The following is a 24,552-nucleotide window of genomic DNA, read 5'->3' as shown; positions in this document are numbered from 1 at the left end:
ATCATCGATCCGCTATTTTTACGCTGCGCCTGTAAACCGGCGCGCATGAAAAACGTTCAGGGCAAGGCGCATTACCGAAGACAGTACGAATAGTACGGCGAGGCAATGCAACGCCGCCATGGGCGTTTTCTCGGGTGTGCTTATACCGAGAAAGACGAACCGCAACCGCAGGTGGACGTCGCGGTAGGGTTTTTAATCACGAACTGCGCACCTTCCAGGTCATCCTTGTAGTCGATTTCCGCGCCGACCAGGTACTGGTAGCTCATGGAATCGATCAACAGCTGGACGCCGTTCTTGACCATGGTGGTGTCATCTTCATTGACGATTTCGTCGAAGGTGAAGCCGTACTGGAAGCCGGAACAGCCGCCACCCTGCACGAACACGCGCAATTTCAGGTCGGGATTGCCTTCTTCCTCGATCAGCTGCGCGACTTTTTCGGCGGCGCTATCGGTAAAGATGATAGGCGAAGGGATCACATCTTGCATTTCAGCGACTGCATTCATTTCAGACTCCTCAGAAAACATAGCCTCATTATAGACTGTTGGCGCAAGTCACGCTGCGGCCGCCGCTGGCGCGGCTGGCGGGTGTTGTTCCTGCTCACATTTCCGACACGGCCAGGTGCAGCACGGGGTCGGCGCTGTCGTGGCGGCTGAGCTTGCCCTGCACTTGCGCGCCGCTGTGCATTTCCAGCACCTTGTAATAGACCTCTCCTACAATGCGGGCTTTTGGCTGGATTTCAAGCATTTCGGACACATACACGGGGCCGTTGATCTCGCCGCTGACGACCAGGCTCGAGCAGCGCACCTCGCCATCGATGCGGCCCGCCTCGCCCAGCACCACATAGGTGGGGTCGCCCGGCTCGCCCGTGACGTTGCCGCGCACATGGCCGTCGATGCGCAGACCGCCGCAAAACAGCAAGTCGCCCTCGATCCGCGTGGAAGCGCCGATCAGGGTATCGATGGGGTTTTTCGCGTTGCGCTCGAACATGAACGTCATCCTGTCGGGGTACGTGGCAGTCCAATTTATCACAGGTCCGGCAAAAAGGCGCCGGACCTGCGCAAACGCCTGTGCCTATATTTAAGGCATCACGGCGATATGTTGCAAACCAGCCGTTTCTTTCAGGCCAAACATCAAGTTCATGCATTGCACGGCCTGGCCCGCTGCACCCTTGACCAGGTTGTCCTGCACCACCAGCACGACGACGGTATTGCCGCCTTCGGGACGGTGCAAGGCCAGGCGCAGCATGTTCGAGCCGCGCGTGGAGCGGGTTTCCGGGTGCGAGCCGAACGGCATCACGTCGACGAAAGGCTCATCCTTGTATTGCTCTTCGAACAAGGATTGCAATTCTTCATTGCTGACATCCTTGTTCAGCTGCGCGTACAGGGTCGAATGCATGCCGCGGATCATCGGCACCAGGTGCGGCGTGAAGGTCAGCGCCACTTTCTCGTCCGTGAAACGCTGCAATTGCGCCGTCGTTTCCGGCAAGTGGCGGTGGCCGGCCACGCCGTAGGCCTTGAAGCTGTCGCTTGCCTCCGAGAACAGGATGCCGATTTCCGCCTTGCGGCCGGCGCCGGACACGCCCGACTTGCAATCGGCGATCAAGCCGCCCGCGTTGACCAGGCCCGCCTTGAGCAGCGGGTAAAAGCCCAGCTGCATGGTGGTCGGGTAGCAACCGGGGTTGGCGATCAGCTTCGCTTGCTTGATGTCTTCGCGGTTCAGTTCCGGCAAGCCGTACACGGCCTGTTCGATCAGCTCGGGCGCCGTGTGGGGAATCTTGTACCACTGCTCGAACTTGGCCTGGTCTTTCAGGCGGAAGTCGGCGGCCAGGTCGATGACTTTCACGCCGGCGGCCAGCAGGGCTGGAGCTTGCGCCATCGCAACACCGTGCGGGGTGGCAAAGAAGACCACGTCGCACTGCTCCAGATTGGCTTTGTCGGGCGAGGAAAACGCCAGTTTCACGTGGCCACGCAGGGAAGGATACATGTCAGCAACGGGCAAGCCATCTTCCTTGCGCGAAGTAATCGCCGTCAACTCGACATCTGGATGGGTAGCGAGCAAGCGCAGCAATTCCACGCCCGTGTATCCAGTGCCGCCGACGATGCCAACTTTGATCATGTTCTTTCCTTGTGTATATATTGCATAGAGATGGAGGGGAGACAGTCCCCACGGGATTTCCGCGTATTTTACAGCGCAACGCCGAGTCACGCTGAAATGCAAAAAAGCCGCGAGACCGAAGTCCAGCGGCTTTTCGACCAGCACCCCGGAAGGTGCTGTAGCGTAGAAATTAACGCTTCGAGAATTGCTTTGCGCGACGTGCTTTGCGCAGACCAACTTTTTTACGCTCGACTTCACGTGCATCGCGGGTCACGAAGCCGGCTTTCGCCAGTTCCGGTTTCAACGCTGCATCGTAGTCGATCAGAGCGCGGGTGATGCCGTGACGAACTGCACCAGCCTGGCCCGACTCACCGCCGCCATGGACGTTGACTTTGATGTCGAAACGCTCGACATTGCCGGTCAGTTCCAGTGGTTGACGGATGACCATCAGACCCGTTTCGCGCGAAAAGTATTCGTTTGCTGGTTTGCCGTTAACAACGATCAAGCCTGTGCCAACTTTGATAAAAACCCGAGCCACTGCACTTTTGCGACGGCCGGTTCCATAATTGTAATTACCGATCATGTCAGTTCCTTAGAGAACAAGTGCTTTAGGTTGCTGAGCAGCGTGCGGATGGGAACCTTCCGCGTACACTTTCAGCTTCTTGATCATTGCGTAGCCGAGTGGGCCTTTAGGCAGCATGCCTTTGACCGCTTTCTCAAGCGCGCGACCTGGAAAACGCTGTTGCATTTTCTGGAAGTTGGTTTCGTAGATGCCGCCTGGGTAGCCAGAGTGACGGTAGTAAATTTTCTCAGTAGCTTTGGTACCGGTCACACGCAGTTTGCCTGCGTTGATGACGACGATGAAGTCGCCGGTATCGACGTGAGGAGTAAATTCTGGTTTGTGTTTGCCGCGCAGTCGGAGTGCCACTTCGCTGGCAACACGTCCGAGGACTTTGTCCGTCGCGTCAACCACGAACCAATCGCGCTGGACTTCATGTCCTTTAGCGGAAAATGTTTTCATGTTGACTTCCTAATAGATTACACGCTCAAATGGTGGTTCCGCCGATGCTGCTATGCGGACTCTGCCTTATTTACTTTTCCTGAGCGAACGGAAAGCCGACAAGTATAAGCGGCTTTGCCTTGCCGCGTCAAGCTGCAATCGAGGCCGGCTGCGGCCCGGCGGGCGGCACATGGATGGGCATTCCTCTATTACAATACAAAACGCTTACAATTTTCGGAGAGTACGATGGAATGCAAAGTCAGCTGGAATGGCCCGTCGGGCATGAGTTTTCGGGCAGAAACGGGTTCCGGCCACCTGGTAACCATGGATGGCGCGCCCGACGGCGGCGGCCACAACCTGGCGCCGCGCCCCATGGAAATGGTCTTGCTGGGCACGGGCGGCTGCACCGCCTATGACGTGGTGCTGATCCTGAAACGCGGGCGCGAAGCCGTCAGCGGCTGCGAAGTGACCCTGAAGGCCGACCGCGCCGACACCGACCCGAAAGTGTTTAACAAGATCCACTTCCACTTCACCGTGCGCGGCAAGGCCCTGAAACCCACCGCAGTCGAACGGGCCGTAGCCTTGTCGCATGACAAATATTGCTCGGCATCGATCATGCTGGCCAAGACGGCGGAGATCACCCATTCCTTCGAGATCATCGAAGAAAGCGCCTGACCAAACCTACTGCGCGTCGGTATAGGCGGCCTGCGATGCTCACCGTGCACCAGCACGGTTGCGCTTCTCGACCACCTCTCCCTTCCGCTCGCTACGGTTTTGTCAGGCGTTTCACGGCTCAGGCATGCATAAAAAAGGCGCTCTTCAGAGCGCCTTTGTTTTAAATGTAATACGCGGTTTTCGTCATCACTTTCCCCATAATGCCCATCAACGCCTTCACGGGCGCCGGGGTGCCGATGGCGCCCAGTCGCTGGGCGGCGGCGCCGTGCTCCACCTCATCGATGGCCATCTGTTTCACAATGGCGCGCGACTTGGCGTCCTGCGGCGGCAATTCCTGCAAGTGGCTGGCCAGGTGCGCTTCCACCTGGCGTTCCGTTTCCACCACGAAACCCAGGCTGCGGCCGTCGCCCATGCGCGCGGCGATGGTGCCCAGCGCAAACGAACCCGCATACCACAGGGGATTGAGCAGGCTCAGACGCGAGCCCAGCTCCGTCAGGCGCTGCGCCGTCCAGGCCAGGTGGTCTTCCTCTTCGCGTCCCGCTTCGTCGAACTGGGCGCGGATGGCCGGGCTGTGCGCATAGCGCGCCTGCGAGTTGTACAAGGCTTGCGCGCACACTTCGCCCACATGGTTGACGCGCATCAAGCCGGCGCTGTGGCGCTGTTCGGCCGCGCTCAGTTCCGCATCCGGCGCATGCACGGCCGGCGTGGGGCGCGAGGCCGAAGCCACGCCCGCCATGACGCGCAGGGCCTTGTCGGCGCCAACAATCAAACGATCCAGGGGGTCAAAGTGGCGGTTCGCGGTCATCGTGGCTATTCATGTAAGGGAAAACATGGATTATAGGACGATCAGGGCCAGCCGTACCCACGCCGCGCGCAGGGTGAACGGGGCTTTATTGACTTGTGCGCGCTTTTTCCCGCTCGATCCAGTCCACCACGGGGCCGACGGCGTCCAGGCCGGACAGGCTTTTCGCCACGCCCAGGTTCAGTGAAATCAGGAAGGAAATGCTGTCGACGGGGATGTCCGGGCAATGTTCGGCAAACGCGGCGCGAAAACGCTCCGCTTGCAGCACGCGCAAGACTTTCTCGCCGCTCATGAATTGCAGCACGCTGGCGATGCTGTGCCCGCCACCTATCGAGTGGTAGATAAAACGGTTGTACTTCGCGTCGATCTGCTTGAAATCGAGGGTTTCCTCCGTCATCAGGCCCGCCAGGTAGTACAGCCCGAGGCTGACGCGGAAGAAACCGATGGCTTCGGCACTGGTCATGCCGGCGCGCGCCACGGCCAGTACCTTGTCCTGCATCGCCTGATCGATCGTTTGCATTGCGCTCTCCCGCGCCGTCCGCCGGCGCCCACCGGGCCAGCTTGCATGAAGATGCTGTTTTTTTCAATAGACCAAACGATATTTCCACCTTGCAAGTTACATTTTTTGCATGCTACTCTCATTCTTCACCGTTAAATGGATGAAGCACATGATTGAGGTCAAGCACCTGGCAAAACGTTTCCGCATGCCGCCCCACAAGGGCAAGGCCGCGCACGTCAGCGATCCGCGCGAACACGAGGGCTGGTTTCACGCCGTGCGCGACGTCAGTTTCAGCTGCGCCCCCGGCGAAGTGCTGGGCCTGCTGGGCCCGAATGGCGCCGGCAAGACCACCACCCTGCGCCTGCTGTCGACGGCCTTGCAGGCGGACGCGGGCAGCGCCCTCGTCAACGGCGTCGACGTGCTGCGCCAGCCGCTGGTGGCGCGCCAGAGCATCGGCTTCCTGTCCGGCTCGACAGGCTTGTATGGCCGCCTGACGGCGCGCGAGAACGTGGAATATTTCGGCCGCCTGCATGGCATGCCGGCCGACAAGCTGAAACGCCGCTGCGACGAACTGTTTTCCCTGCTGCAAATGGAGGAATACGGTAGTAAGCGGGCCGATCAATTGTCGACGGGCATGAAACAGAAGTGCGCGATCGCCCGCACCGTCGTGCACGAACCGCAGGTGGTGATCCTCGACGAGCCGACGACGGGCCTGGACGTGATGTCGGCCAAGATCTTGCTCGACTTCATCGCCAGCTACAAGGCGCTGCGCGTGCCGCTGATCTTTTCCACGCACCACCTGCACGAGGTGGAAAAGCTGTGCGACCGCGTCTGCATCATCAACCGCGGCACCACCGCCTTCAATGGCACGGTCAGCGAACTGCGCCACCTGGGCGGCAGTGCCGATCTGTACGACGCCTTTGTCAGCGTCATCAACCAGGGAGCCTGAGCCATGTGGACCATTTATGTGAAAGAGTTGCTGGAACTCACGCGCGACCGCAAGACGCTGATCTTCACCATCCTCATCCCCATCTTTGCCATGCCGCTGATCTTTGGCGGCTTCGCTTATGTTTCAAGCAATATGTTCAAGAACGCGAAAACGGCGGAAATGCGCTACGCCCTGTTCGGCAAGGACCATTCGCCCGGCTTGAGCGGGCGTTTTGCCCAGCAGCACAACCTGCGCGAAGTGCCGCTGGCCAGCGAGGGCGACATCCGCCGCGCCATCGGCGACGACACCATCAAGTTCGCCGTCGTCATTCCGCCGCATTTTGAAGCATCGCTGCAGCAACAGCAGCAAACGAAGGTAGTGCTGCACTACAACAGCGCCAGCACGGTCGACGTGACCCAGCAGCGGGTGCGCGAGATCGTCGAGGCGTACAACGCCAGCCTGCGCGAAAGCGCGCTGTCGGCCCTGAACCTGAGTCCGGCCCAGCTGGCCTTTGCCCTGCACCCCATCGTGCTCGACAAACAGTCGACGGCCAACGAGCGCGAGCAGATGGGCGCCATCGTCGGCGGCATGCTGCCCTATTTGCTGCTGATGGTATGCCTGACGGCGGCCATGTATCCGGCCATCGACCTGGGCGCCGGCGAAAAGGAGCGGGGCACGCTGGAAACCCTGCTGCTAGCGCCCGTGCCGCGCAGCGCCATCGTGCTGGCCAAATTCCTCGTGCTGTTTACGGTGGGCATGACGTCGGCCGTGTTGATGGTGGGCAGCATGGGTGCCCTGCTGGCCATCTTCGGCAGTTCGCTGGAAGGCAACATGGCCGTCATGGTGCGCAGCATCGGCTTGCCCGACCTGGCCATGGTGACCCTGATGCTGGTGCCAACGGCCGCCATCTTCGCCTCGCTGCTGCTGTCGATCTCGATCTACGCGAAAAGCTACAAGGAAGCGGCCGGCATGATCACGCCATTGATGCTGTTCGTCATCCTGCCCACGGTAGCGGCCATGCTGCCCGGCGTCGAGCTGAACTGGATGTGGGCCATGGTGCCGCTGACCAACGTGTCGCTGGCCATGAAGGAATTGGTCAAGGGCACCATGGATTACCGCATGTTCGGCGTGATCCTCGCCTCGACCACGGTGATCGCGGGCGCCCTGCTGATGCTGTGCCGCTGGTGGTTTAACCGCGAATCGGTGCTATTCCGTAATTGATAGTCACGCGGCGCGCCAGCGGGGCGAAACAGGCCCCCACGGAAGTCCCATACGGGCGCGCCGTCCACTCCGCCCAATTGCACTCTGGTCACGCGAAAATGCCGTGTATCGCATGCAACTGCCCAGTACGTCTTAAATTCAATACAATGCCAGCATACAGAAGCCCTGCACCATCGGGCTGCAACGCATGAGTTAGGAGTTGTATGGAATTGCAGATTCGCAAATTGTCGAAGACCTACGCGAATGGCGTGGTGGCGCTGGATAACGTGTCGCTGACGATACCGCCCGGGATGTTTGGCTTGCTGGGCCCGAATGGCGCCGGCAAGTCGACCCTGATGCGCACCCTGGCCACCTTGCAGGAATGCGATTCCGGCTCCATTTTCTTCGGCGACTACGACGTGCTCGACGACAAGGACGAGATCCGCCGCATGCTCGGCTACCTGCCGCAGGACTTCGGCCTGTACCCGAAAGTGACGGCCTACGAGCTGCTCGACCACTTTGCCACCTTGAAAGGCTTGTCGCAGCGGGCGCGCCGGCGCGAGGTCGTCGATGGCCTGTTGCAGCAAACCAACCTGTTCGACGTGCGCCACCAGCGCCTGGGCAGCTTTTCCGGCGGCATGCGCCAGCGCTTCGGCATCGCGCAAGCCCTGCTGGGCGACCCGAAACTGATCATCGTCGACGAGCCGACGGCCGGCCTCGACCCGCAGGAAAGAGTCCGCTTCCATAATCTGCTGTCCGACATCGGCGAAGACAAGACGGTGATCCTGTCGACCCACATCGTGTCCGACGTGGCCGACCTGTGCGCCAACATGGCCATCATCAACAAGGGCCATTTGCTGCTGTGCGGCAAGACCCAGGAACTGATCGACGAAGTCAGCTGCAAGATCTGGGCGCGCTTCGTCGAGAAGAAAGAGCTGGCCAGCTTCCAGCAGCGCCACGCCGTCATTTCCACGCGCTTGCTGTCGGGCCGTACCTTGATCCACGTCTACAGCGACGACGACCCGGGCGACGGCTTCGAGGAAGCCATCGGCGACCTGGAAGACCTGTATTTCGCCACCATTGCCGGGCGCCACCGCGTCGCCCCGCAGTGCGACTGAGGGGCGCGCCATGTTTGCCATCGCCCGCTTTGAAGCGCGACAGCGGCTCAAGCTGCTGTCCACCTGGGTGTATTTCGCCATGTTCCTGGCGCTGGCCATGCTGTGGATGGCCGCCGCCGGCGGCGTCTTCAAGGAAGCGAGCATCAGTTTCGGCGGCAAGTTCCTGATCAACGCGCCCCGCTCGCTGGCGTTCACGTGCAGCCTGCTGGGCTGTTTCGGCGCCGTCGTGGTGGCCGCCATGATGGGCCGTTCGGTGCAGCAGGATTTCGAATACGGCATGCAGCATTTCTTCTTCAGCGCGCCGATCCGGAAATACCAGTACGTGTTCGGCCGCTTCCTCGGCGCCTGGCTGGTGCTGGCCGTCGTGTTTTCCAGCATCGTCATCGGTGCCTGGCTGGGCGCCTGGCTGCCCGGCATCGACCCGGAACGGCTGGGGCCGCAACGGGCGCTGGCCTACCTGATGCCGTATGTGTTTACCTTGCTGCCGAACCTGTTCATCTTTGGCGCCATCTTCTTCGTCATCGCGGCCCTGACGCGGCGCATGCTGCCCGTCTACATCAGCTCGGTGGTCATGCTGATCGGCTACCTGGTGGCCCCGTCCCTGGCGCGCGACCTCGACTACAAGACCCTGGCCGCCCTGATCGACCCCTTCGGCACCACGGCGCTGATACGCCTGACGGAATACTGGCCGAACGCGGAGCGCAACACGCGCCTGGTGACCCTGGAAGGCGTGTATTTGCTGAACCGCGCCATCTGGTCCGGCTTCGCCCTCGTGGCATTGCTGCTCGGCTACTGGCGCTTCCAGTTCCACGCCACGACGGACGCGGGCGCCGGCAAGCGCCGCAGCGAGGGCGACGTCCCGCTGCGCCTGTCGAACGCGTCGCTGTCCACGCAGGAAACACCGGACTTCGCGCAGCGCAACCTGGCCGCCCTGCTCCTCAAGATGAGCTGGCTGAATCTGCGCGAAACCATCAAGAACATCTATTTTGTCGTCATCGTGCTGGCCGGCGTGCTGACCATGTATGGCGGCGCGCTCGACATGGGCTCCATCTACGGCACGAATACGTATCCCGTGACGGAAAGGGTGCTGGACATGGTCAGCGCCTCGTTCGCCCTGTTCATGCTGATCATTACCACTTTCTATGCGGGCGAACTGGTGTGGCGCGAACGCGAGGCGGGCACGCACTTGATGCTCGACGCCCTGCCCGTGCCGAACTGGCTGCCCCTGCTGTCGAAACTGTTTGCGCTGATCGGCCTGCAGGCCTTGCTGAGCCTGGTAATCATGCTGTGCGGCATGTCGATCCAGGTCTTCAAGGGTTATTACCGCCTCGACCCCGGCCTGTACCTGGAATCGCTGTTCCTGTCGCACCTGCCGTCCTACGCGCTGATCGCCGTGCTGGCCATCTTTTTGCAGGTGTTGATCAATCACAAGTATTTGGCGTATTTCGCCATGATCCTGTACCACATCGCCAGCATCAGCTTTTCCTCATTGGGCCTGGGCGATCCGCTGCTGCTGTACGGCAACACGCCGGACTTCGTGTATTCGGCCATGAACGGCGCCGGCCACTATCTGTTGCGCGAACGCTGGTACTTGCTGTACTGGAGCGGCGCGGCCGTCATGCTGACGGTGCTGTCGCTGCTGTTCTGGCCCCGCGGCGCGCAGGACAGCTGGCGCATCCGCCTGCGCCTGGCGCGCCACGGCCTGACGCAGGGCGTGCTGGCCAGCTTTGCCGGCGGCGCCCTGATCTTCGTCGGCGCCGGCGCGGTGCTGTTCTACGTCTACCACGTGGCCAACGATTACAAGTCCGAATTCGCCCGCGATGCGGACCGCGCCACAGTCGAGCGCCAGTACCGCAAGTTTGCCGCCACGCCGCAGCCGAGAATCACCGACGTGAAACTCGACGTGGCCATCTACCCGGCGCAGCGCACCCTGGCCGTCACGGGCCGCTATGTGCTGCAAAACAAGACCAGCCTGCCGATCAGCCACATTTTTGTGCAGCAAGATCCGAGCTCCACCATGCGCCTGCGTTTTGACGCGCGCGTGCATCCCGGCCTCGATGACGGCAAGCTGGGCTTTTACAGCTACCGCCTGGCCGCGCCGCTGGCGCCGGGCGCCACCCTGGGCCTCGATTTCGACGTCCGCTTTGCGCCGCGCGGCATCTTCGGCCTGGGCCAGGACACGCCCGTGGTGGCCAACGGCACCTTCTTCACGAATGCCGTGCTGCCCCACATCGGCTACCAGCCGCAGCAGGAATTGACGGACCCGCGCGACCGCAAGAAACACGGCTTGCCGGCGCGCGAACGGGCCTTGCCGCGCGACGATGCACGGGGGCTGGCCGACAATTACATCAGCAACGACGCCGACCGCATCAACTTCGACGCCACCGTCAGTACCGTCGACGGCCAGACGGCCATCGCGCCGGGCATGCTGGACAACGACTGGATCGCCAAGGGCCGCCATTACTTCCATTACACGATGGAACAGCCGATCCTGAATTTTTACGCGTTCCAGTCGGCCCGCTACGCCGTCAAGCACGAGCGCTGGCAAGACGTGGCCATCGACGTGTATTACCACCCTGGCCATGAATACAACCTCGATCGCTTCGTGCGCGGCAGCAAGGAAGCGCTCGAGTACTACACGAAGAACTTCGGCCCCTACCAGCACAAGGTCCTGCGCATCGTCGAATTCCCCCGCTACGCCACGTTTGCGCAATCGTTCCCGAACACGATACCGTACTCGGAAGGGCTGGGCTTCATCGCCAGGGTCGATGACAAGAATCCCAAGGATATCGATTATCCGTTCTACGTGACGGCGCATGAAGTGGCGCACCAGTGGTGGGCGCATCAATTGGTGGGCGGCAATACACGGGGCGCTACCGTGCTCAGCGAAACCCTGGCTGAATATTCGGCCCTGATGGTGATGAAGAAAACCGTGGGGCCGGCCAAGATGCGCCGCTTCCTGCGCTATGACCTGAATCAATACCTGATGGGACGCAGCGAAGAGCGCAAGAAGGAATTGCCGCTGGCCGAGAATGAAAACCAGCCCTACATCCACTACAACAAGGGCAGCCTGGCCATGTATTTGCTGCAAGACATCATCGGCGAAGACAAGGTCAACGGCGTGCTGCGCGAGTTGCTGAAGACGCATGGCCAGAAAGGCCCGCCGTATGCCAGCGTGACGGCACTGATTGCCGGCTTGCGCCAGGTCACGCCGCCCGAGCAGGCTTACCTGATCGACGACCTGTTCGAGAAAATCGTGCTGTTCGACAACCGTGCCCTGTCGGCCACGGCCACGAAACGCAGCGACGGCAAGTACGCCGTCACCGTGAAAGTGCAGGCGAGCAAGTTGACGGCCGGCGAACAGGGCGAGGAGCACGACGCGCCCCTGCACGACTGGATCGAGATCGGCGTCGACGACGCGAATGGCCATCCGCTGCTGCGCGAACGCCTGCGCATGACGGCGCGCGAAGCGAGCTATACCGTCATCGTGGGCAGCCGTCCCGGCAAGGCGGGCATCGATCCGGACAACAAGCTGATCGACCGCAAGCCCGATGACAATATGGTCACCGTCGACATCGCCGAACCATGACAAAAAATGGCCACCCTGGAAAGGTGGCCATTTTTTTACTCTCAGGCGCTTTTCAAGCCTCGGCGCAACGCGTCACCAGGCTCAGGCTGATACCCATTTCCGTCAGGTGCTGCATGTCGGCCAGGGTCAGATCCAGCGGAGAGTCGACCGTGTCGTCGCCATTCAGCTCCAGTTGCAGCTCGGCAACGATACGCGGCATGGTGAAGCTGACGCCGCGCGAGCGGCATTCGGCCAGGTAGCTGCGTATGCGCGAGGGCAACACTTGCGATTTGGATGCCTGCGCGATCAGCACCTCGAAGCCGGAATCGAGATGCACGCGGCCCGCGCCCTTCGCCTCGCCCTTGCGCCATTGCCGTTCGGGATCCGTGGGCAAGACTTCGAGGATGGATTTGAGCGTGGGGTCGTCCCCATGCACCGACAGCTTCGCCATATTCATATTACAAGACTTTCTAGTCAGGACGCTGCCAGGAAGGCCGCGCGATCATCAGACCGACAAGTCTACGCATGGGCGGCAAATATGTCCATACGGCAATATTTGGTATCTCCCTCTAATTTGTGCTGTATCAACAACAGGCGGAACAAGCTTGTTCCGCCTGCAACACATAATTACAGCACCACGCCACGCGCCTGCAAGGCGGCCCGCACGCCGGCGCCATACGCGGCATCGGCACGGTCGAAGTGGCCCAGCTGACGCTGCAGGGTTTCCGGCCGCACCTGGCTCAAGGGACCGGCCAGGTTGTCGAACAGGTTTTGCTTCGCCTGCACCGACATCAAACGGAACAGATTGCCGGCTTGCGTGTAATCATCTTCCACGCCGCGGCCATCGTAGCGCGCCGCGCCGCCGGCCAGGTCCAGCGCCGGCTCGCCGTGGCCCAGCCCTTGCGGCTGCGTGCCGGCCGCCGCCACGTTCGCATAGTTGCGCGCCGCGCCGCCATTGTTGATCGCCATGCCGCCATCGCGCTGCTGGTTGTGGAAGGGGCAGCGGGCCGCATTCACGGGCAAGTGCTGGTGGTTGGTGCCGACCCGGTACAGCTGGGCGTCATGGTAGGCGAACAAGCGGCCTTGCAGCATCTTGTCCGGTGAATACCCCATGCCGGGCACGGCGTTGGCCGGTGAAAAGGCCGCTTGCTCGACTTCCGCGTGGTAATTGTCCGGGTTGCGGTTCAGCTCGAAAATACCGACTGGCAGCAGCGGGAAGTCCGCATGCGGCCACACTTTCGTCAAATCGAACGGGTTCCAGCCCGTGCGCTGCTCCCATGCATCGAGTTGCTCCTGCGTCGCCACCTGCAGCTTGACTTCCCACTGGGGGAAATCGCCGCGTTCGATGGCGCCGAACAGGTCGCGCTGGGCGTAGTCGGGGTCGGCACCAGCCAGGCGGCCCGCTTCCGCGGCAGGCAGGTTCTTGATGCCCTGACGCGTCTTGAAGTGCCATTTCACGTACACGCGCTGGCCGTCGGCATTGATCAGGCTATACGTGTGGCTGCCGAAACCATCCATGTGGCGGTAGCCATCCGGCGTGCCGCGGTCCGAGAACAGCATGGTGACCTGGTGCAAGCTTTCCGGCGCATGGCTCCAGAAATCGAACATCATTTCCGCCGATTTCAAGTTGCTTTGCGGATCGCGCTTTTGCGTGTGGACAAAGTCGGGGAACTTGATCGGGTCCTTGATGAAGAACATGGGCGTGTTGTTGCCGACGAGGTCCCAGTTGCCCTCTTCCGTATAGAAGCGCACGGCGAAACCGCGCGGGTCGCGTTCCGTGTCGGCGCTGCCGCGTTCGCCACCGACGGTGGAAAAGCGCGCGAAGGTGGCCGTCTGCTTGCCCACTTCACTGAACAGCTTGGCCTTGGTATGGCGTGAAATGTCGTGCGTGACGGTAAAGGTGCCGTAGGCGCCCGACCCTTTCGCGTGCACCACGCGCTCGGGAATGCGCTCGCGGTTGAAATGCTGGAGTTTTTCGATCAGGTGGAAGTCTTGCAGCAGCAAGGGGCCACGGGGGCCGGCGCTGAGGGAATTCTGGTTGTCGGCGACGGGGATGCCCGAGGCGGTACTGAATGGCGGCTGTTGGCTCATGGCTGCTTTTCCTTCGTTGTTGACTAATAGAACTAGTGTAACGAGGTCAACAACAAAGGAAAAGCTAATTGATTTTATCGAACCGATAGATATTTACAATGCACAACCTTGCGCATCGCACACGCCACCCAGTTGTGCCTGCAGTTTCGCCGGCTGGCCCAGGAAGCCGCCGATATCGATCACGGACAGCTTGCCGCTGCCATCGTCGAGCACGAAGGTAGGAAAGCCCTGTCCGCCCACCTGCGCCAGCAAGGCGCGGCTGGCCTCGATATGCCGCTGCGTGGCGGCGCCCGCCTGTTGCGCATATGCGGCCTGGAAGGCGGCGCCGTCCATGCCCAGTTCTTGCGCCAGCGCCACCAGCACGGGCAGGTCGGCGATGCGCAAGCCGTCCACGTAATGGGCGCGCTGCACGCGTTGCAGCATGTCCAGGCCCTTGCCAGCCAGCGATTCGGCCGCCAGGATGGCCGTGATCGGCGGCTCGGAATCCATCATGGCCGTGGTGTCGTTCAGCAAGCCGTTAATATAGGCGTCGCCGAAGGGCTGGCCAGACAATTGCTCGATGCGCCGGTCGTGCGGCAGCACATAGCCGCGCCAGGCGGGCGTGATCTGGCGGCGATTGCTGCCCGTCATCATGCCGCCGGCGTGGAAGGCCAGCGTCAGTCCGGGCACGGCGCGTGCCGCCTCGACCAGCGGCGCGGCGCCGTAGCACCAGCCGCACAGGGGGTCGAAAATATAGTGCAGTGTGGGCATGCTTGACTCCTTGTTGCCGCTTACCATTTCATTTCGCCTTTGGCGACCTTCGCGCTGGTCTCCAGCGCGCCATCGAGGCCCAGCTTCGGATAATGCTGTTTCATCGCTTCGATCAGGGCGGCCGAATTGGCGGCCTTGGCCGTTTCCGCTTCGAACGTCACCAGGTAGTCACGCGTAAAACCGATGCTGTCCGGCGTCAGGGGCGAACCGACCTTGAAGTGGCCCGGTACGACGGTGACGGGTTTCAGGGCGGCGATGCCGTCCAGGGTCTTGAGCCAGTCCTGGCGCGATTGCAGGCTTTGCGTATCGGCCGTCCACACGTGCAAGTTGCCAAACAGCACCACGCCACCGACGACGGCCTTGATCGATGGAATCCACACATAGGTGCGCGCTGGCGTCGGGCCGGCGATGTCCAGCGACTGGCCTTCCAGGCTGATGCGCTTGCCCTTCAGCGCGTCGGGGATGACGATGCCGTGCGGCGCGTTGTCTTTCAGGATCGGGCCCCAGTAGGCGACCTTGGCGTCGGCCTTGCGGCGGATTTCCGCGACGGTTTCTGGCGTGGCAACGATTTTCGCCTGCGGGAACGCAGCCTTGATCACGTCGAGGCCAAAGTAAAAATCGGGATCGCTGTGGCTGATGTACACGGTCGTCAGTTTCTTGCCGCTGGCGCGGATCTTTTCCACCAGTTTTTGCGCTTCGGCGCGCGAGAATTGCGCATCGATCAGCACGGCGTCATGCTTGCCCGCGACCAGCACGGAAGCGACGGGAAAGATGGCCGCTTCGCCCGGATTGAAGACTTCCAGGGTCAGGGGTGCGCTGGCGGCGGCCGAGGCGGCGCCGGCGGCAAACAGGGTGGAGACAAGAACGCTGCTGATGGATTTGGAGAACATGATGCGCCTTCACAAGATGATTGGGATGACTGCATCTTACGTTGCTCAAAGCGGTAGAAAAACTAGGTAAAGCGCAATAGTTTGTTGCTTATATCGATGCAATCACGCGATGACGAACACGCTACGGCGTATTTTTCCAACGACGGCGCGTGCCAAAGTCACGCCACTGCGGCGGCGTAGTGCCGTCGCAAAATGTGTCACAGCGTCATGAGGGTGTCACATTGGATTGTTATCTTGCTAGCTCTTTCAAACCTAGCCGGATGAACCACATGACACGCAGAAAAATTTCCGTCGCTGGCTGCAGCGTCGCCATCACCCTGATGCTGGCCGCCTGCGGCAGCGACGCAAAAAAAGAAGAGACAGTGGCTGAAGCGCCGCCGAAAAACGTCATCTTCTTCCTTGGCGATGGCATGGGCCTGACCACCATGACGGCCGCGCGCATCTATTCCGTGGGCGAAGAGGGTGCGCTGACCATGGACACCCTGCCGGAAACGGCCTTCGTGAAAACGTACTCGAACGACGCGCAAGTGACGGACAGCGCGCCATCGATGGCCGCCTACATGACCGGCGTCAAGATGAACAATGAAGTCATTTCCATGTCGGCCAACACGGTCGCCATCGATCCGGGCACGGATGCGAATAACAACAAGCTGGTCAACAAATGCGGCACCGGCAACGGCACGCCCGCCACCACCTTGCTGGAACTGGCCAAGGCCAAGGGCTTCGCCGCCGGTGTCGTCAGCACGGCGCGCGTGACGCACGCCACGCCGGCCGCAACCTACTCGCACATCTGCCACCGCGACCTGGAAAACGATATCGCCGCGGCCCTGGTGCCGGGCGGCACGGGCTACAACAGCGCCCTAGGCACCACCGGCCTGGAAGTGGTCCTCGGTGGCGGCGCGCAATTCTTCACGCAATTCAAGGATGGCGGCAAGCGTTCCGACGGCCGCGACCTGATCGCCGAATTGAAAGCCAAAAGCTACACGGTCGCCAACAACGCCACCGACTTCAAGGCCGTCGATGCGGCCAAGACGGACCGTTTGTTCGGCGTGTTCACGTCCAGCCACATGAGCTACGACCTGGACCGCGACGCAGCGAAGGAACCTAGCCTGGCGGAAATGACCACCAAGGCCATGGACGTGCTGGCGAAGAACAAGAAGGGTTACTTCCTGATGGTCGAAGGCGGCCGCATCGACCATGCGCTGCACGAAACGACCGCCAAGAAAGCGCTGCAAGACACCGTCGCGTTCGACAACGCCATCAAGGCCGCCATCGAAAAAGCCAAGCTGACCGATCCGACCCTGGCCAATACCCTGATCGTCGTCACGGCCGACCATGACCACACGCTGGTGCTGAACGGCTACGCCAAGCGCACGGGCAAGACGGCTGCCGGCAACCCTGGCGTGCTGGGCGTGGTGAAGAACTACGTGACCGGCGCGGTCGAGAAAGACCTGGATGGCGCACCGTATTCGATCATCGGCTTCGGCAATGGCGAAAACCGCACCCAGTCGAGCCGCGCCGCCATGGCCAGCCTCGATGAAACCGTCACCAGCGCCAATAATTACCACCAGGAAGCAGTGATCCGCACCGCGGTCGGCAATGAAACCCACGGCGGCACCGACGTCTTCCTGGGCGCCATCGGCAAGGGTTCGGAAACCTTCCTAGGCACCATCGAAAACACCAAAGTATTCGGCCTGGTCAAGACCGCCGGCGGTCTGTAATCCCCAAGAGACAAGAATTGGACAAGCACATGAAACTTGCATCGACACCCGCCGCACTGAAATCGGCCCTGAAACTCTCCTTGCTGACCACGCTCGTGGCCGCCAGCGTCGCCAGCGCCTACGCCGCCGACGCCAAGAACGTCATCTTCTTCCTCGGCGACGGCATGGGCCCGTCCGTCGTGACGGCAGCGCGCATCTACCAGTACCAGGAAGACGGCAACCTGACGATGGACACGCTGGAGCGCACGGCGCGCATCAAGACGTTCTCGAACGATGCGCAAACGACGGACAGCGCGCCATCGATGGCCGCCTACATGACCGGCGTCAAGATGAACAATGAAGTCATCTCGATGGCGCAGGACACCATCGCCAAGGAACCGAGCCGCGACGTCAACGGCAACCTGGGCGTGGACAATTGCCCGGCCGGCGGCAAGAGCGCGCCGACCATCCTGGAACTGGCGAAAGCCAAGGGCAAGGCCGTGGGCGCCATCACCACCACGGAACTGACGCACGCCACGCCGGCGACGACTTTCTCGCACATCTGCAACCGCAATGCGCAATACGCGATCGCCGCACAAACGGTACCGGGCGGCGCGGGCTACAACACGGCCCTGGGCGACGGCGTCGACGTGCTGATGGGTGGCGGCCGCAACCACTTTACGCCTTGGTCGGCCAGCAACAAGTATGGCCGCGCCGATGGCCGCAACCTGTTGACGGAATTTGCCGCCAAGGGCTACACCGTGGCCGCCAACAAGGCGGAAATGGCTGCGGCGCAGAGCGGCAAGAAATTCATCGGCCTGTACAGCACCCGCAGCCACCTGGAATATGAACTGGACCGCACCGCCACGCCGCCGCTGGGCGAAGGCGCGACCCAGCCTAGCCTGTCGGAAATGACGCTGAAAGCCATCGACTTGCTGTCGAAAAACGCGAACGGCTACTTCCTGATGGTCGAAGGCGGCCGTATCGACCACGCCTTGCACGGCATCAACGCCAAGCGCGCGCTGACGGACACCATCGCCTTCGACGACGCCATCAAGGCGGCCATCGCCAAGATCAAGGAAACCGATCCGAAGCTGGAAAATACCCTGATCGTCGTCACGGCCGACCATGACCACACCCTGGCCTTCAACGGCTACGGCAAGCGCGGCAACCACATCCTCGACATCAACCGCGGCTACAAGGATAACCAGCCGAGCAAGGATGCCGATGGCAATACCTACACCACCCTGGTGTTCGGCAACGGCCCGAACCGTCCTGCCCTGCGCAGCAACGTCGACAGCGCCACGGCCCTGAAAGACAACTACCTGCAAGAAACAGGCGTGCGCCTGGCCAGCGAAACCCACGGCGGCGGCGACGTCAAGCTGCTGGCCACGGGCGCCGGCGCGAAGGCCTTCAAGGGCACCCTGGACAACACCAAGGTGTTTGACCTGCTGAAGGCGGCCTTCGGCTTCTGATCCACATCAACACGGTAACCCCACCGGGGCGGATGGCGTATGCCCTCCGCCCCTCTGCACGTAAAGGCAACACCATGAAATCGTCCCTGATCGCCGTCCTCCTCGCCGCCGGCTTTGCCGCCAGCGCGCAAGCCGCTCCTGCCACGCCTGCCGACCTGGACCTGGGCATCACCTATTACAGCCGCGTCCTGACGCCCGAAGGCGTGACGCGCGAAAGCCGCTACGAAGAAAAGATGCTGCGCCGCCCCGGCCACGTGTGGGTCGAGCGCGTGCTGGCGCCGTCGACCGATGCGCATGCGGGCCACAGCCACGGTGAAAACAAGAAAGTGGCATTGAAAACGTCGACCGCGGCCACGCAGCATGAGCACAAGCACTTCAATCCCGTGCTGATACCGCGCCACGTGATGCTGGAAAAGAACACCGTACGCGTGGAATACATCGATGCGCATGACAAGATCGTCGTCGCCATCCCCAAGGCCGAGTACGAAAACGTCAATTTCGACGGTTCCTGGGAAAACAGTTTTTATCTGCTGGACCCGAAACTGGTGGCCGCCATGCCGCTGTCGAAACAGGCATCGAACGTGACGGGCGCGCGCTGGCGCGAAGTGGAAAAGAATGGCGTGTTCCAGCGCATCCTGTGGGATGAGCAAAAACAGATTCCGCTGATCATCGAGAGCGGCGACCGCGCGAATACCTTCTATCGCCGGGTCGACGTCAAGCTGCAGCCCACCGTCAGCAAGGCGCAGCCGTGGGCCAACTTGCAGAACTACGCGCAGCGCGAGTATTCGGACTACCTGGACTAAGAGCCTATCCCAGTAGGGAGCGTCTTCTGCTGGCAGCACATCAGGAGCGCGGACAAGGCGTGAGGAGGACGCGTGGCGAGCCACGCGACGACGATCAACGCAGTCCCCGCTTCTGAGGCGCGCCAGCGGGGGATGTATTCATCTACTGGGGCAGGCTCTTAGCCAGCCTCGGGACGTAAAAAAAGCCAGGGAAATCCCTGGCTTTTGTTTGCCTGACCGGCGGGCGCCGGATTACTCCGCCGCTGCCGCCTTCTTCGCCGGCGCCTTCTTGGCGGCCGGCTTTTTCACGGCCGCAGCTTTCTTGGCCGGCGCTTTTTTGACGGCTGCCGCTTTCTTGACGGCCGTTTTCTTTGCTGGTGCCGCGCCTTCTTCGCCTTCGGCCTCGGCCGCTGCTGCCTTCGTCTTCGCGCCCGGCTTGGCCTTGCGCTCTTCAAACTCGAAGCTCACCTTGCCATCCTTGCCGCGCACGAGGAATGCCTTGAACGGACGGCGGGTACGCTGCGAAACAAAGCCCGGCAGCAAGTCCGTCTTGCCATCGTTGAGCAGTTTTGCCATTTGTTCCGGCAAGATTTCCTGCTGCAAGATGATACGGCCGCTGCGGAAGTCGCACGTCTTCGGCTTGGCCACGCTGTGTTCGCACACATAGGCCAGGCCCATTTCGTACACGCCGGCGTTGCACTTGGGGCACGGTCCCACGGGCGTCTGGCCCGTGAAATCGACGCCTTCGCCATCTTCGCTCTCGTCGTTCTGGCCGAAATCGAATTCCAGCTTGAAATTCTTGATCTCTTCATCGCGCACGATGCGCAGGATGGCGGCGAACGGACGGCCCATCTTCGAGCGGAAGCCTTGCAGCGGGCCGATGGTGCGGTCCTTCAGCAATTGTTCCACTTCGGCGATTTCGAACTGGCGCGAACCCGGTGTCTTGCTCATCGAGAATTCGCACTTGGTGCAGGCGAAACGACGGTAGTTTTCCTTCACCACGCCGCTGCAATTCGGGCAGGGCGTTTCCAGGGTCGCGTAGTCGCCGGGAATGGTGTCATTATCGTATTCCTTGGCGCGCTTGACGATGATCTGCGTCATCTGCGCGATTTCGCGCATGAATTCTTCGCGCGAAATCTTGCCTTTTTCCATCTGCGACAGCTTGTATTCCCACTCGCCCGTCAGCTCCGGCGCCGTCAATTCATTGACGCCCAGGCCTTTGAGCAAAGTCATCAGCTGCGATGCCTTGGCCGTCGGAATCAATTCGCGGCCTTCGCGGATCAGGTAGCGTTCCGTCAGCAAGCCCTCGATGGTGGCCGCGCGCGTCGCCGGCGTGCCGAGCCCCTTGCCGGCCATCGCATCGCGCAACTCGTCGTCGTCGATCAGCTTGCCGGCGCCTTCCATGGCCGACAGCAAGGTCGCCTCCGTGAAGCGCGCAGGCGGCTTCGTCACCAGGCCGTTGGCGTTGACGCTTTCCGTCTGCACTTTCTCGCCCTTGGCGACGGGCACCAGGTTGCCGTTGCCATTGCTTTCCTTGTCGGCGTCCGTCGACGCTTCCTTGCCGTAGATGGCCAGCCAGCCCGGATTGGTCATGACCTTGCCTTCAGTCTTGAACTGATGGCCGGACACTTCCGTGTAGCGCGTGGTGACCTGGAATTCCGCAGGCGGGAAGAACACGGCCATGAAGCGGCGCGTGACGAGGTCATACAGCTTCTGTTCCGGCTCGGACAGGTTCTTCGGCGCGATCGTCGTCGGGATGATCGCGAAGTGATCCGAGATCTTGGTGTTGTCGAAAATGCGCTTGTTCGGCTTGACCCAACCCTTGTCGATGATCTGCTTGGCGAACTGGTGGTAGTTGCTGTTGTCCTTGACCGTTTCCAGCGCCTGCAGCACGGTCGGCATGTAGTCTTCCGGCAGGTGGCGCGAATCGGTACGCGGATACGTCAGTACCTTGTGCTTTTCATACAGCGCCTGGGCCAGGCCCAGCGTGTTCTTGGCCGAGAAGCCGAAACGCGAGTTCGCTTCGCGCTGCAGGCTGGTCAGGTCGAACAGGCCCGGCGCCATCGAGGTGGTCGGTTTCGACTCTTCCGTGACATTGCCTTGGCGGCCGCGGCAGGCGGTGGCGATCGAATCGGCAGCCGTCTTGCTCCACAGGCGCTCGGCGCGCTTCTCGGGGTCGTTCTCGTCCTTCTTGAACTTCGTGTCGAGCCAGCGGCCTTCATAGATACCGGCCGCGCAAACGAATTCGGCGCGCACTTCCCAGAAGTCGCGCGGCACGAATTTCTTGATCTTGTCTTCGCGTTCGACCACGATGGACAGGGTCGGCGTTTGCACACGGCCCACGGTGGTCAGATAAAAACCGCCTTCTTTCGAATTAAACGCCGTCATGGCGCGCGTGCCATTGATACCGATCAACCAATCGGCTTCCGAACGGCAGCGGGCCGCATCGGCCAGCGGCAGCATTTCTTCGTCGCTGCGCAGGTGCGAGAAACCGTCGCGGATGGCGCCCGGCGTCATCGACTGCAGCCACAGGCGCTTGACCGGTTGCTTGGCTTTCGCGTTTTGCGCGATCAGGCGGAAAATCAGCTCGCCTTCGCGCCCCGCATCGCATGCGTTGATGAGGGTGGTGACGTCTTTGCGTTTGATCAGCTTGTTTAATACTTTGAGGCGCGCTTCCGTCTTGGCGATCGGGTTCAGCGCGAAATACGGTGGAATCATCGGCAAGTGCGCGAAACTCCATTTGCCGCGCTTCACGTCGAATTCTTCCGGCACGGCGATCTCCAGCAAGTGGCCGACCGCCGACGACAGGACGTATTCATCCGATTCAAAGTACTCATCGTGCTTGGTAAAGCCGCCAAGCGTCTTCGCGATATCGTTCGCGACAGAAGGCTTCTCGGCGATGATGAGGGTTTTTGTCATATTTTTTAGTCTCGAAAAATGCTCTAGGATAGTTTCAGCATGCGCATCATACAGTGCATTGCCAGGCGCCGACGCTTTTGTCTGCGCAAGGCCTTGTGACTTGTGGTCTTGTCAAGCGGCCAATGATAAGCGCCTATTGAAGAATTCGGCAAGTTATCTGCAAGCAAGAATGCGCAAGCGCAAACACAACAGGCTGGCGGGCGCGCTGGTGCAGCACATGGTAATGGGGATGGCGCGACAGCGGCGCCAGGGTCAGGCCGGCAGCGACAGCGGCCGCCAGCGACGTCTATATATTAGTGCAATAAGCGCGGCGGGAGGTCTTCGTCGTCGACAAACAGATCGTCGAACATCAGGGCGTCCGGTTCCTTGCCCTGGCTCCACAGCAGCATCAGCACGATGACTTTCAGCTTGCCCAGCGAAACGGGCGCCTCGTCGAGCGCCAGCGCCCGTTCGATGACGATTTCGCGCTGCAGCGGCGACAGCACCTTGGCGCTTTCCAGGAACTGGATGAAACCGATGGCGGCCGTGCCCAGCACGTCGCTTTCCTGCTGTACATAGAAGCGCGTGCCCGTGGAGCTGGCCGTCAGGCTTTGTTCGACGCCGGCCATGGCGTTCAAGTCCGTCAGCCAGACGAGCGCTTCGGAAATCTCCACGTCGTCGAAACCGACGGCCGACAGTTTGCGCGCCAGGACTGCCGGCTCGGGGCAGGCATCGGGGCGATAGTAAGTCTCGTAGAGGTACACCAGGATATCGAACATGGCTCTACTCTATCAGCTAAGTTCGCTGCGACACAAGGGTGCGCGCCGACAAAGCGCCCCCGTGCGGCAAGGCCGCCACACAAGTGACAAGCTGTCATTTACAGCGTTGAAACAGTCCTCCCGGCAAGCGTTCCACCCGGCCCGCCAGCTCCAGCGCCAGCAATTCGCCCATCAGCGCGCCCATGGCCAGGCCGCTGCGCGCGGCCAGGGTATCCGCATCGAGGGGATCGTGGCCCAGCGCGGCCAGCAGCGGCGGCTCGTCTTCCACCGCTGGCGGCACCTGGGGCACGCCGCCCAGCCATTGCAACTCTTGCAGCACGTCATCGGCCGACTCGACCAGCTTGGCGCCCTGCTTGATCAATGCATGGCAGCCCTTGGCCAGGGTCGCATGAATGGAACCGGGCAAGGCATACACATCGCGCCCCTGCTCGCCGGCCAGGCGCGCCGTGATCAATGAACCCGATTGCGCGGCCGCCTCGATCACCAGCACGCCGCGCGCCAGGCCGCTGATCAGGCGGTTGCGGCGCGGAAAGTTAGCTGGCATGGCGGGCAAGCCCAGCGCGTACTCGCTGACGATGCAACCCTGTTCGGCAATTCTTTGCGCTAGATCAAGGTTACGTCGCGGATACACCAGATCGGCGCCCGTGCCGATCACGGCCACCGTGCCACCCGCGCCGCGCAAGCCGCCCTCGTGCGCGTGCGTATCGATGCCCAGCGCCAGCCCGGAAATGATGGTCAGGCCCGCCATGCTCAGCGCTTGCGCGAAAGCGGCCGCATTCTGCATGCCTTGCGCGCTGGCATTGCGGCTGCCGATGATGGCCACGCCGGGACGTGACAGCAGTTCCGCCCGCCCCCGTACATATAACAACAGCGGCGGATCGGCGATTTCCAGCAGCAGAGGCGGATACGCGGCATCGGCCAGGGTCAGCACGGCGTTGCCGGGCCGCTGCAGCCACTGCAGGGTGAGTTCCAGCTGGCTGTTGGCCACGGGCTTGGGCGGCTGCACGATGGCGCGCGCCACGCTGGCCGGCACCGCTTCGCGCAAGGACTCGAAGGACGTGGCGAAGATCTCCGGCGGCAAGCCGAAGCGGGCCAGCAAGGCGCGCGCCGCCACCGGCCCCACGCCGGGCAGATGCTGCAGGCGCAGCCAGCCTGCCAATTCCGTGGCCGTGTCTGCCGTCGTTGCAAGTGCATGCATGATCACCTCGCTGTGTACTGTGCCCTCCCATGCTAGCGCCATGGCGCGCACGCGATACCGACGCGCGCAAGGATGCGTGCAATGCGCGTGCAAAACGGCCTCCCA

General features: G+C 61.6%; 22 protein-coding genes. 8 read left to right on the top strand and 14 right to left on the bottom strand.

Annotated features, from left to right (window positions below; translation table 11 throughout):
- Nucleotides 1–140: 140 nt before the first annotated feature.
- From erpA to rplM, 5 genes are all read right to left on the bottom strand, one after another.
- Nucleotides 141–503 (bottom strand): iron-sulfur cluster insertion protein ErpA, encoded by a 363-nt coding sequence (gene erpA, locus NCG91_RS20555; RefSeq protein ID WP_029496047.1) that lies wholly within the window; start codon nt 501–503, stop codon nt 141–143.
- A gap of 94 nt (nt 504–597) precedes the next feature.
- Nucleotides 598–987 (bottom strand): bactofilin family protein, encoded by a 390-nt coding sequence (locus tag NCG91_RS20550; RefSeq protein ID WP_077408960.1) that lies wholly within the window; start codon nt 985–987, stop codon nt 598–600.
- A gap of 90 nt (nt 988–1,077) precedes the next feature.
- Nucleotides 1,078–2,115, bottom strand: a complete 1,038-nt coding sequence (gene argC / locus NCG91_RS20545; RefSeq protein WP_251350997.1) for an N-acetyl-gamma-glutamyl-phosphate reductase — start codon at nt 2,113–2,115, stop codon at nt 1,078–1,080.
- A gap of 169 nt (nt 2,116–2,284) precedes the next feature.
- Nucleotides 2,285–2,677, bottom strand: a complete 393-nt coding sequence (rpsI, locus tag NCG91_RS20540) for a 30S ribosomal protein S9 (protein WP_010393285.1) — start codon at nt 2,675–2,677, stop codon at nt 2,285–2,287.
- A gap of 9 nt (nt 2,678–2,686) precedes the next feature.
- Entirely contained in the window at nt 2,687–3,115 is a 429-nt protein-coding gene (gene rplM, locus NCG91_RS20535) for a 50S ribosomal protein L13 (RefSeq protein ID WP_010393282.1), read from the bottom strand.
- A gap of 225 nt (nt 3,116–3,340) precedes the next feature.
- Between rplM and NCG91_RS20530 the strand changes: the two genes are divergently transcribed.
- Nucleotides 3,341–3,769 carry an OsmC family protein gene (locus NCG91_RS20530; protein WP_251350996.1) on the top strand — a complete coding sequence of 143 codons (429 nt, stop codon included), beginning with the start codon at nt 3,341–3,343 and terminating at the stop codon, nt 3,767–3,769.
- A gap of 160 nt (nt 3,770–3,929) precedes the next feature.
- Here NCG91_RS20530 and coq7 read toward each other — a convergent pair whose 3' ends face one another.
- Together coq7 and NCG91_RS20520 are read right to left on the bottom strand one after the other, a co-directional pair.
- Entirely contained in the window at nt 3,930–4,574 is a 645-nt protein-coding gene (gene coq7, locus NCG91_RS20525; RefSeq protein ID WP_251350995.1) for a 2-polyprenyl-3-methyl-6-methoxy-1,4-benzoquinone monooxygenase, read from the bottom strand.
- Between the two features lie 85 nt (nt 4,575–4,659).
- On the bottom strand, nt 4,660–5,091 hold the full coding sequence (locus NCG91_RS20520; RefSeq protein ID WP_077399521.1) for a hypothetical protein: 432 nt from the start codon (nt 5,089–5,091) through the stop codon (nt 4,660–4,662).
- 148 nt (nt 5,092–5,239) lie between these two features.
- Here NCG91_RS20520 and NCG91_RS20515 point away from each other — a divergent pair, with 148 nt between their 5' ends.
- From NCG91_RS20515 to NCG91_RS20500, 4 genes are all read left to right on the top strand, one after another.
- Nucleotides 5,240–6,019: an ABC transporter ATP-binding protein gene (locus tag NCG91_RS20515; protein ID WP_251350994.1), complete on the top strand. Its 780-nt coding sequence runs from the start codon at nt 5,240–5,242 to the stop codon at nt 6,017–6,019.
- 3 nt (nt 6,020–6,022) lie between these two features.
- Complete coding sequence (locus NCG91_RS20510; protein ID WP_077399518.1) at nt 6,023–7,219, top strand: ABC transporter permease; 1,197 nt, start codon at nt 6,023–6,025, stop codon at nt 7,217–7,219.
- A 203-nt stretch (nt 7,220–7,422) separates the two neighbouring features.
- Entirely contained in the window at nt 7,423–8,316 is an 894-nt protein-coding gene (locus NCG91_RS20505; protein WP_035824559.1) for an ABC transporter ATP-binding protein, read from the top strand.
- Between the two features lie 10 nt (nt 8,317–8,326).
- Nucleotides 8,327–11,905: an ABC transporter permease/M1 family aminopeptidase gene (locus NCG91_RS20500; protein WP_251350993.1), complete on the top strand. Its 3,579-nt coding sequence runs from the start codon at nt 8,327–8,329 to the stop codon at nt 11,903–11,905.
- Nucleotides 11,906–11,957: 52 nt separating this feature from the next.
- On the opposite strand, the gene NCG91_RS20495 is transcribed toward NCG91_RS20500, so the two are convergent.
- From NCG91_RS20495 to NCG91_RS20480, 4 genes are all read right to left on the bottom strand, one after another.
- Nucleotides 11,958–12,341 (bottom strand): hypothetical protein, encoded by a 384-nt coding sequence (locus NCG91_RS20495; protein ID WP_251350992.1) that lies wholly within the window; start codon nt 12,339–12,341, stop codon nt 11,958–11,960.
- Between the two features lie 170 nt (nt 12,342–12,511).
- Nucleotides 12,512–13,975, bottom strand: a complete 1,464-nt coding sequence (locus NCG91_RS20490; RefSeq protein ID WP_251350991.1) for a catalase — start codon at nt 13,973–13,975, stop codon at nt 12,512–12,514.
- A 93-nt stretch (nt 13,976–14,068) separates the two neighbouring features.
- A complete protein-coding gene (locus tag NCG91_RS20485; protein WP_251350990.1) occupies nt 14,069–14,725 on the bottom strand; it encodes a DsbA family protein in 657 nt (218 codons plus the stop codon).
- A gap of 20 nt (nt 14,726–14,745) precedes the next feature.
- Nucleotides 14,746–15,615, bottom strand: a complete 870-nt coding sequence (locus NCG91_RS20480; protein WP_077399502.1) for an MBL fold metallo-hydrolase — start codon at nt 15,613–15,615, stop codon at nt 14,746–14,748.
- Between the two features lie 269 nt (nt 15,616–15,884).
- On the opposite strand from NCG91_RS20480, the gene NCG91_RS20475 reads away from it, so the two are divergent.
- The 3 genes from NCG91_RS20475 to NCG91_RS20465 all read left to right on the top strand — a co-directional run bounded on the left by NCG91_RS20475 (nt 15,885) and on the right by NCG91_RS20465 (nt 19,593).
- Nucleotides 15,885–17,336: an alkaline phosphatase gene (locus NCG91_RS20475; protein WP_369812240.1), complete on the top strand. Its 1,452-nt coding sequence runs from the start codon at nt 15,885–15,887 to the stop codon at nt 17,334–17,336.
- Nucleotides 17,337–17,365: 29 nt separating this feature from the next.
- Nucleotides 17,366–18,790, top strand: a complete 1,425-nt coding sequence (locus NCG91_RS20470; RefSeq protein WP_251350989.1) for an alkaline phosphatase — start codon at nt 17,366–17,368, stop codon at nt 18,788–18,790.
- 74 nt (nt 18,791–18,864) lie between these two features.
- Nucleotides 18,865–19,593, top strand: a complete 729-nt coding sequence (locus NCG91_RS20465) for a hypothetical protein (protein ID WP_251350988.1) — start codon at nt 18,865–18,867, stop codon at nt 19,591–19,593.
- A gap of 231 nt (nt 19,594–19,824) precedes the next feature.
- On the opposite strand, the gene NCG91_RS20460 is transcribed toward NCG91_RS20465, so the two are convergent.
- The 3 genes from NCG91_RS20460 to dprA form a co-directional block, all read right to left on the bottom strand.
- Nucleotides 19,825–22,491, bottom strand: a complete 2,667-nt coding sequence (locus NCG91_RS20460) for a DNA topoisomerase III (protein WP_077399489.1) — start codon at nt 22,489–22,491, stop codon at nt 19,825–19,827.
- 293 nt (nt 22,492–22,784) lie between these two features.
- Complete coding sequence (locus NCG91_RS20455; RefSeq protein ID WP_251350987.1) at nt 22,785–23,249, bottom strand: Smg family protein; 465 nt, start codon at nt 23,247–23,249, stop codon at nt 22,785–22,787.
- A gap of 94 nt (nt 23,250–23,343) precedes the next feature.
- Nucleotides 23,344–24,447: a DNA-processing protein DprA gene (gene dprA, locus NCG91_RS20450; RefSeq protein WP_251350986.1), complete on the bottom strand. Its 1,104-nt coding sequence runs from the start codon at nt 24,445–24,447 to the stop codon at nt 23,344–23,346.
- Nucleotides 24,448–24,552 lie beyond the last annotated feature (105 nt).

It is taken from the genome of Janthinobacterium kumbetense (genome assembly GCF_023703445.1).
Lineage (GTDB): Bacteria > Pseudomonadota > Gammaproteobacteria > Burkholderiales > Burkholderiaceae_D > Janthinobacterium > Janthinobacterium kumbetense.
The sequence above is the reverse complement of the archived record's forward strand: the minus strand, read 5'-3'. Positions and strand labels throughout refer to the sequence as shown.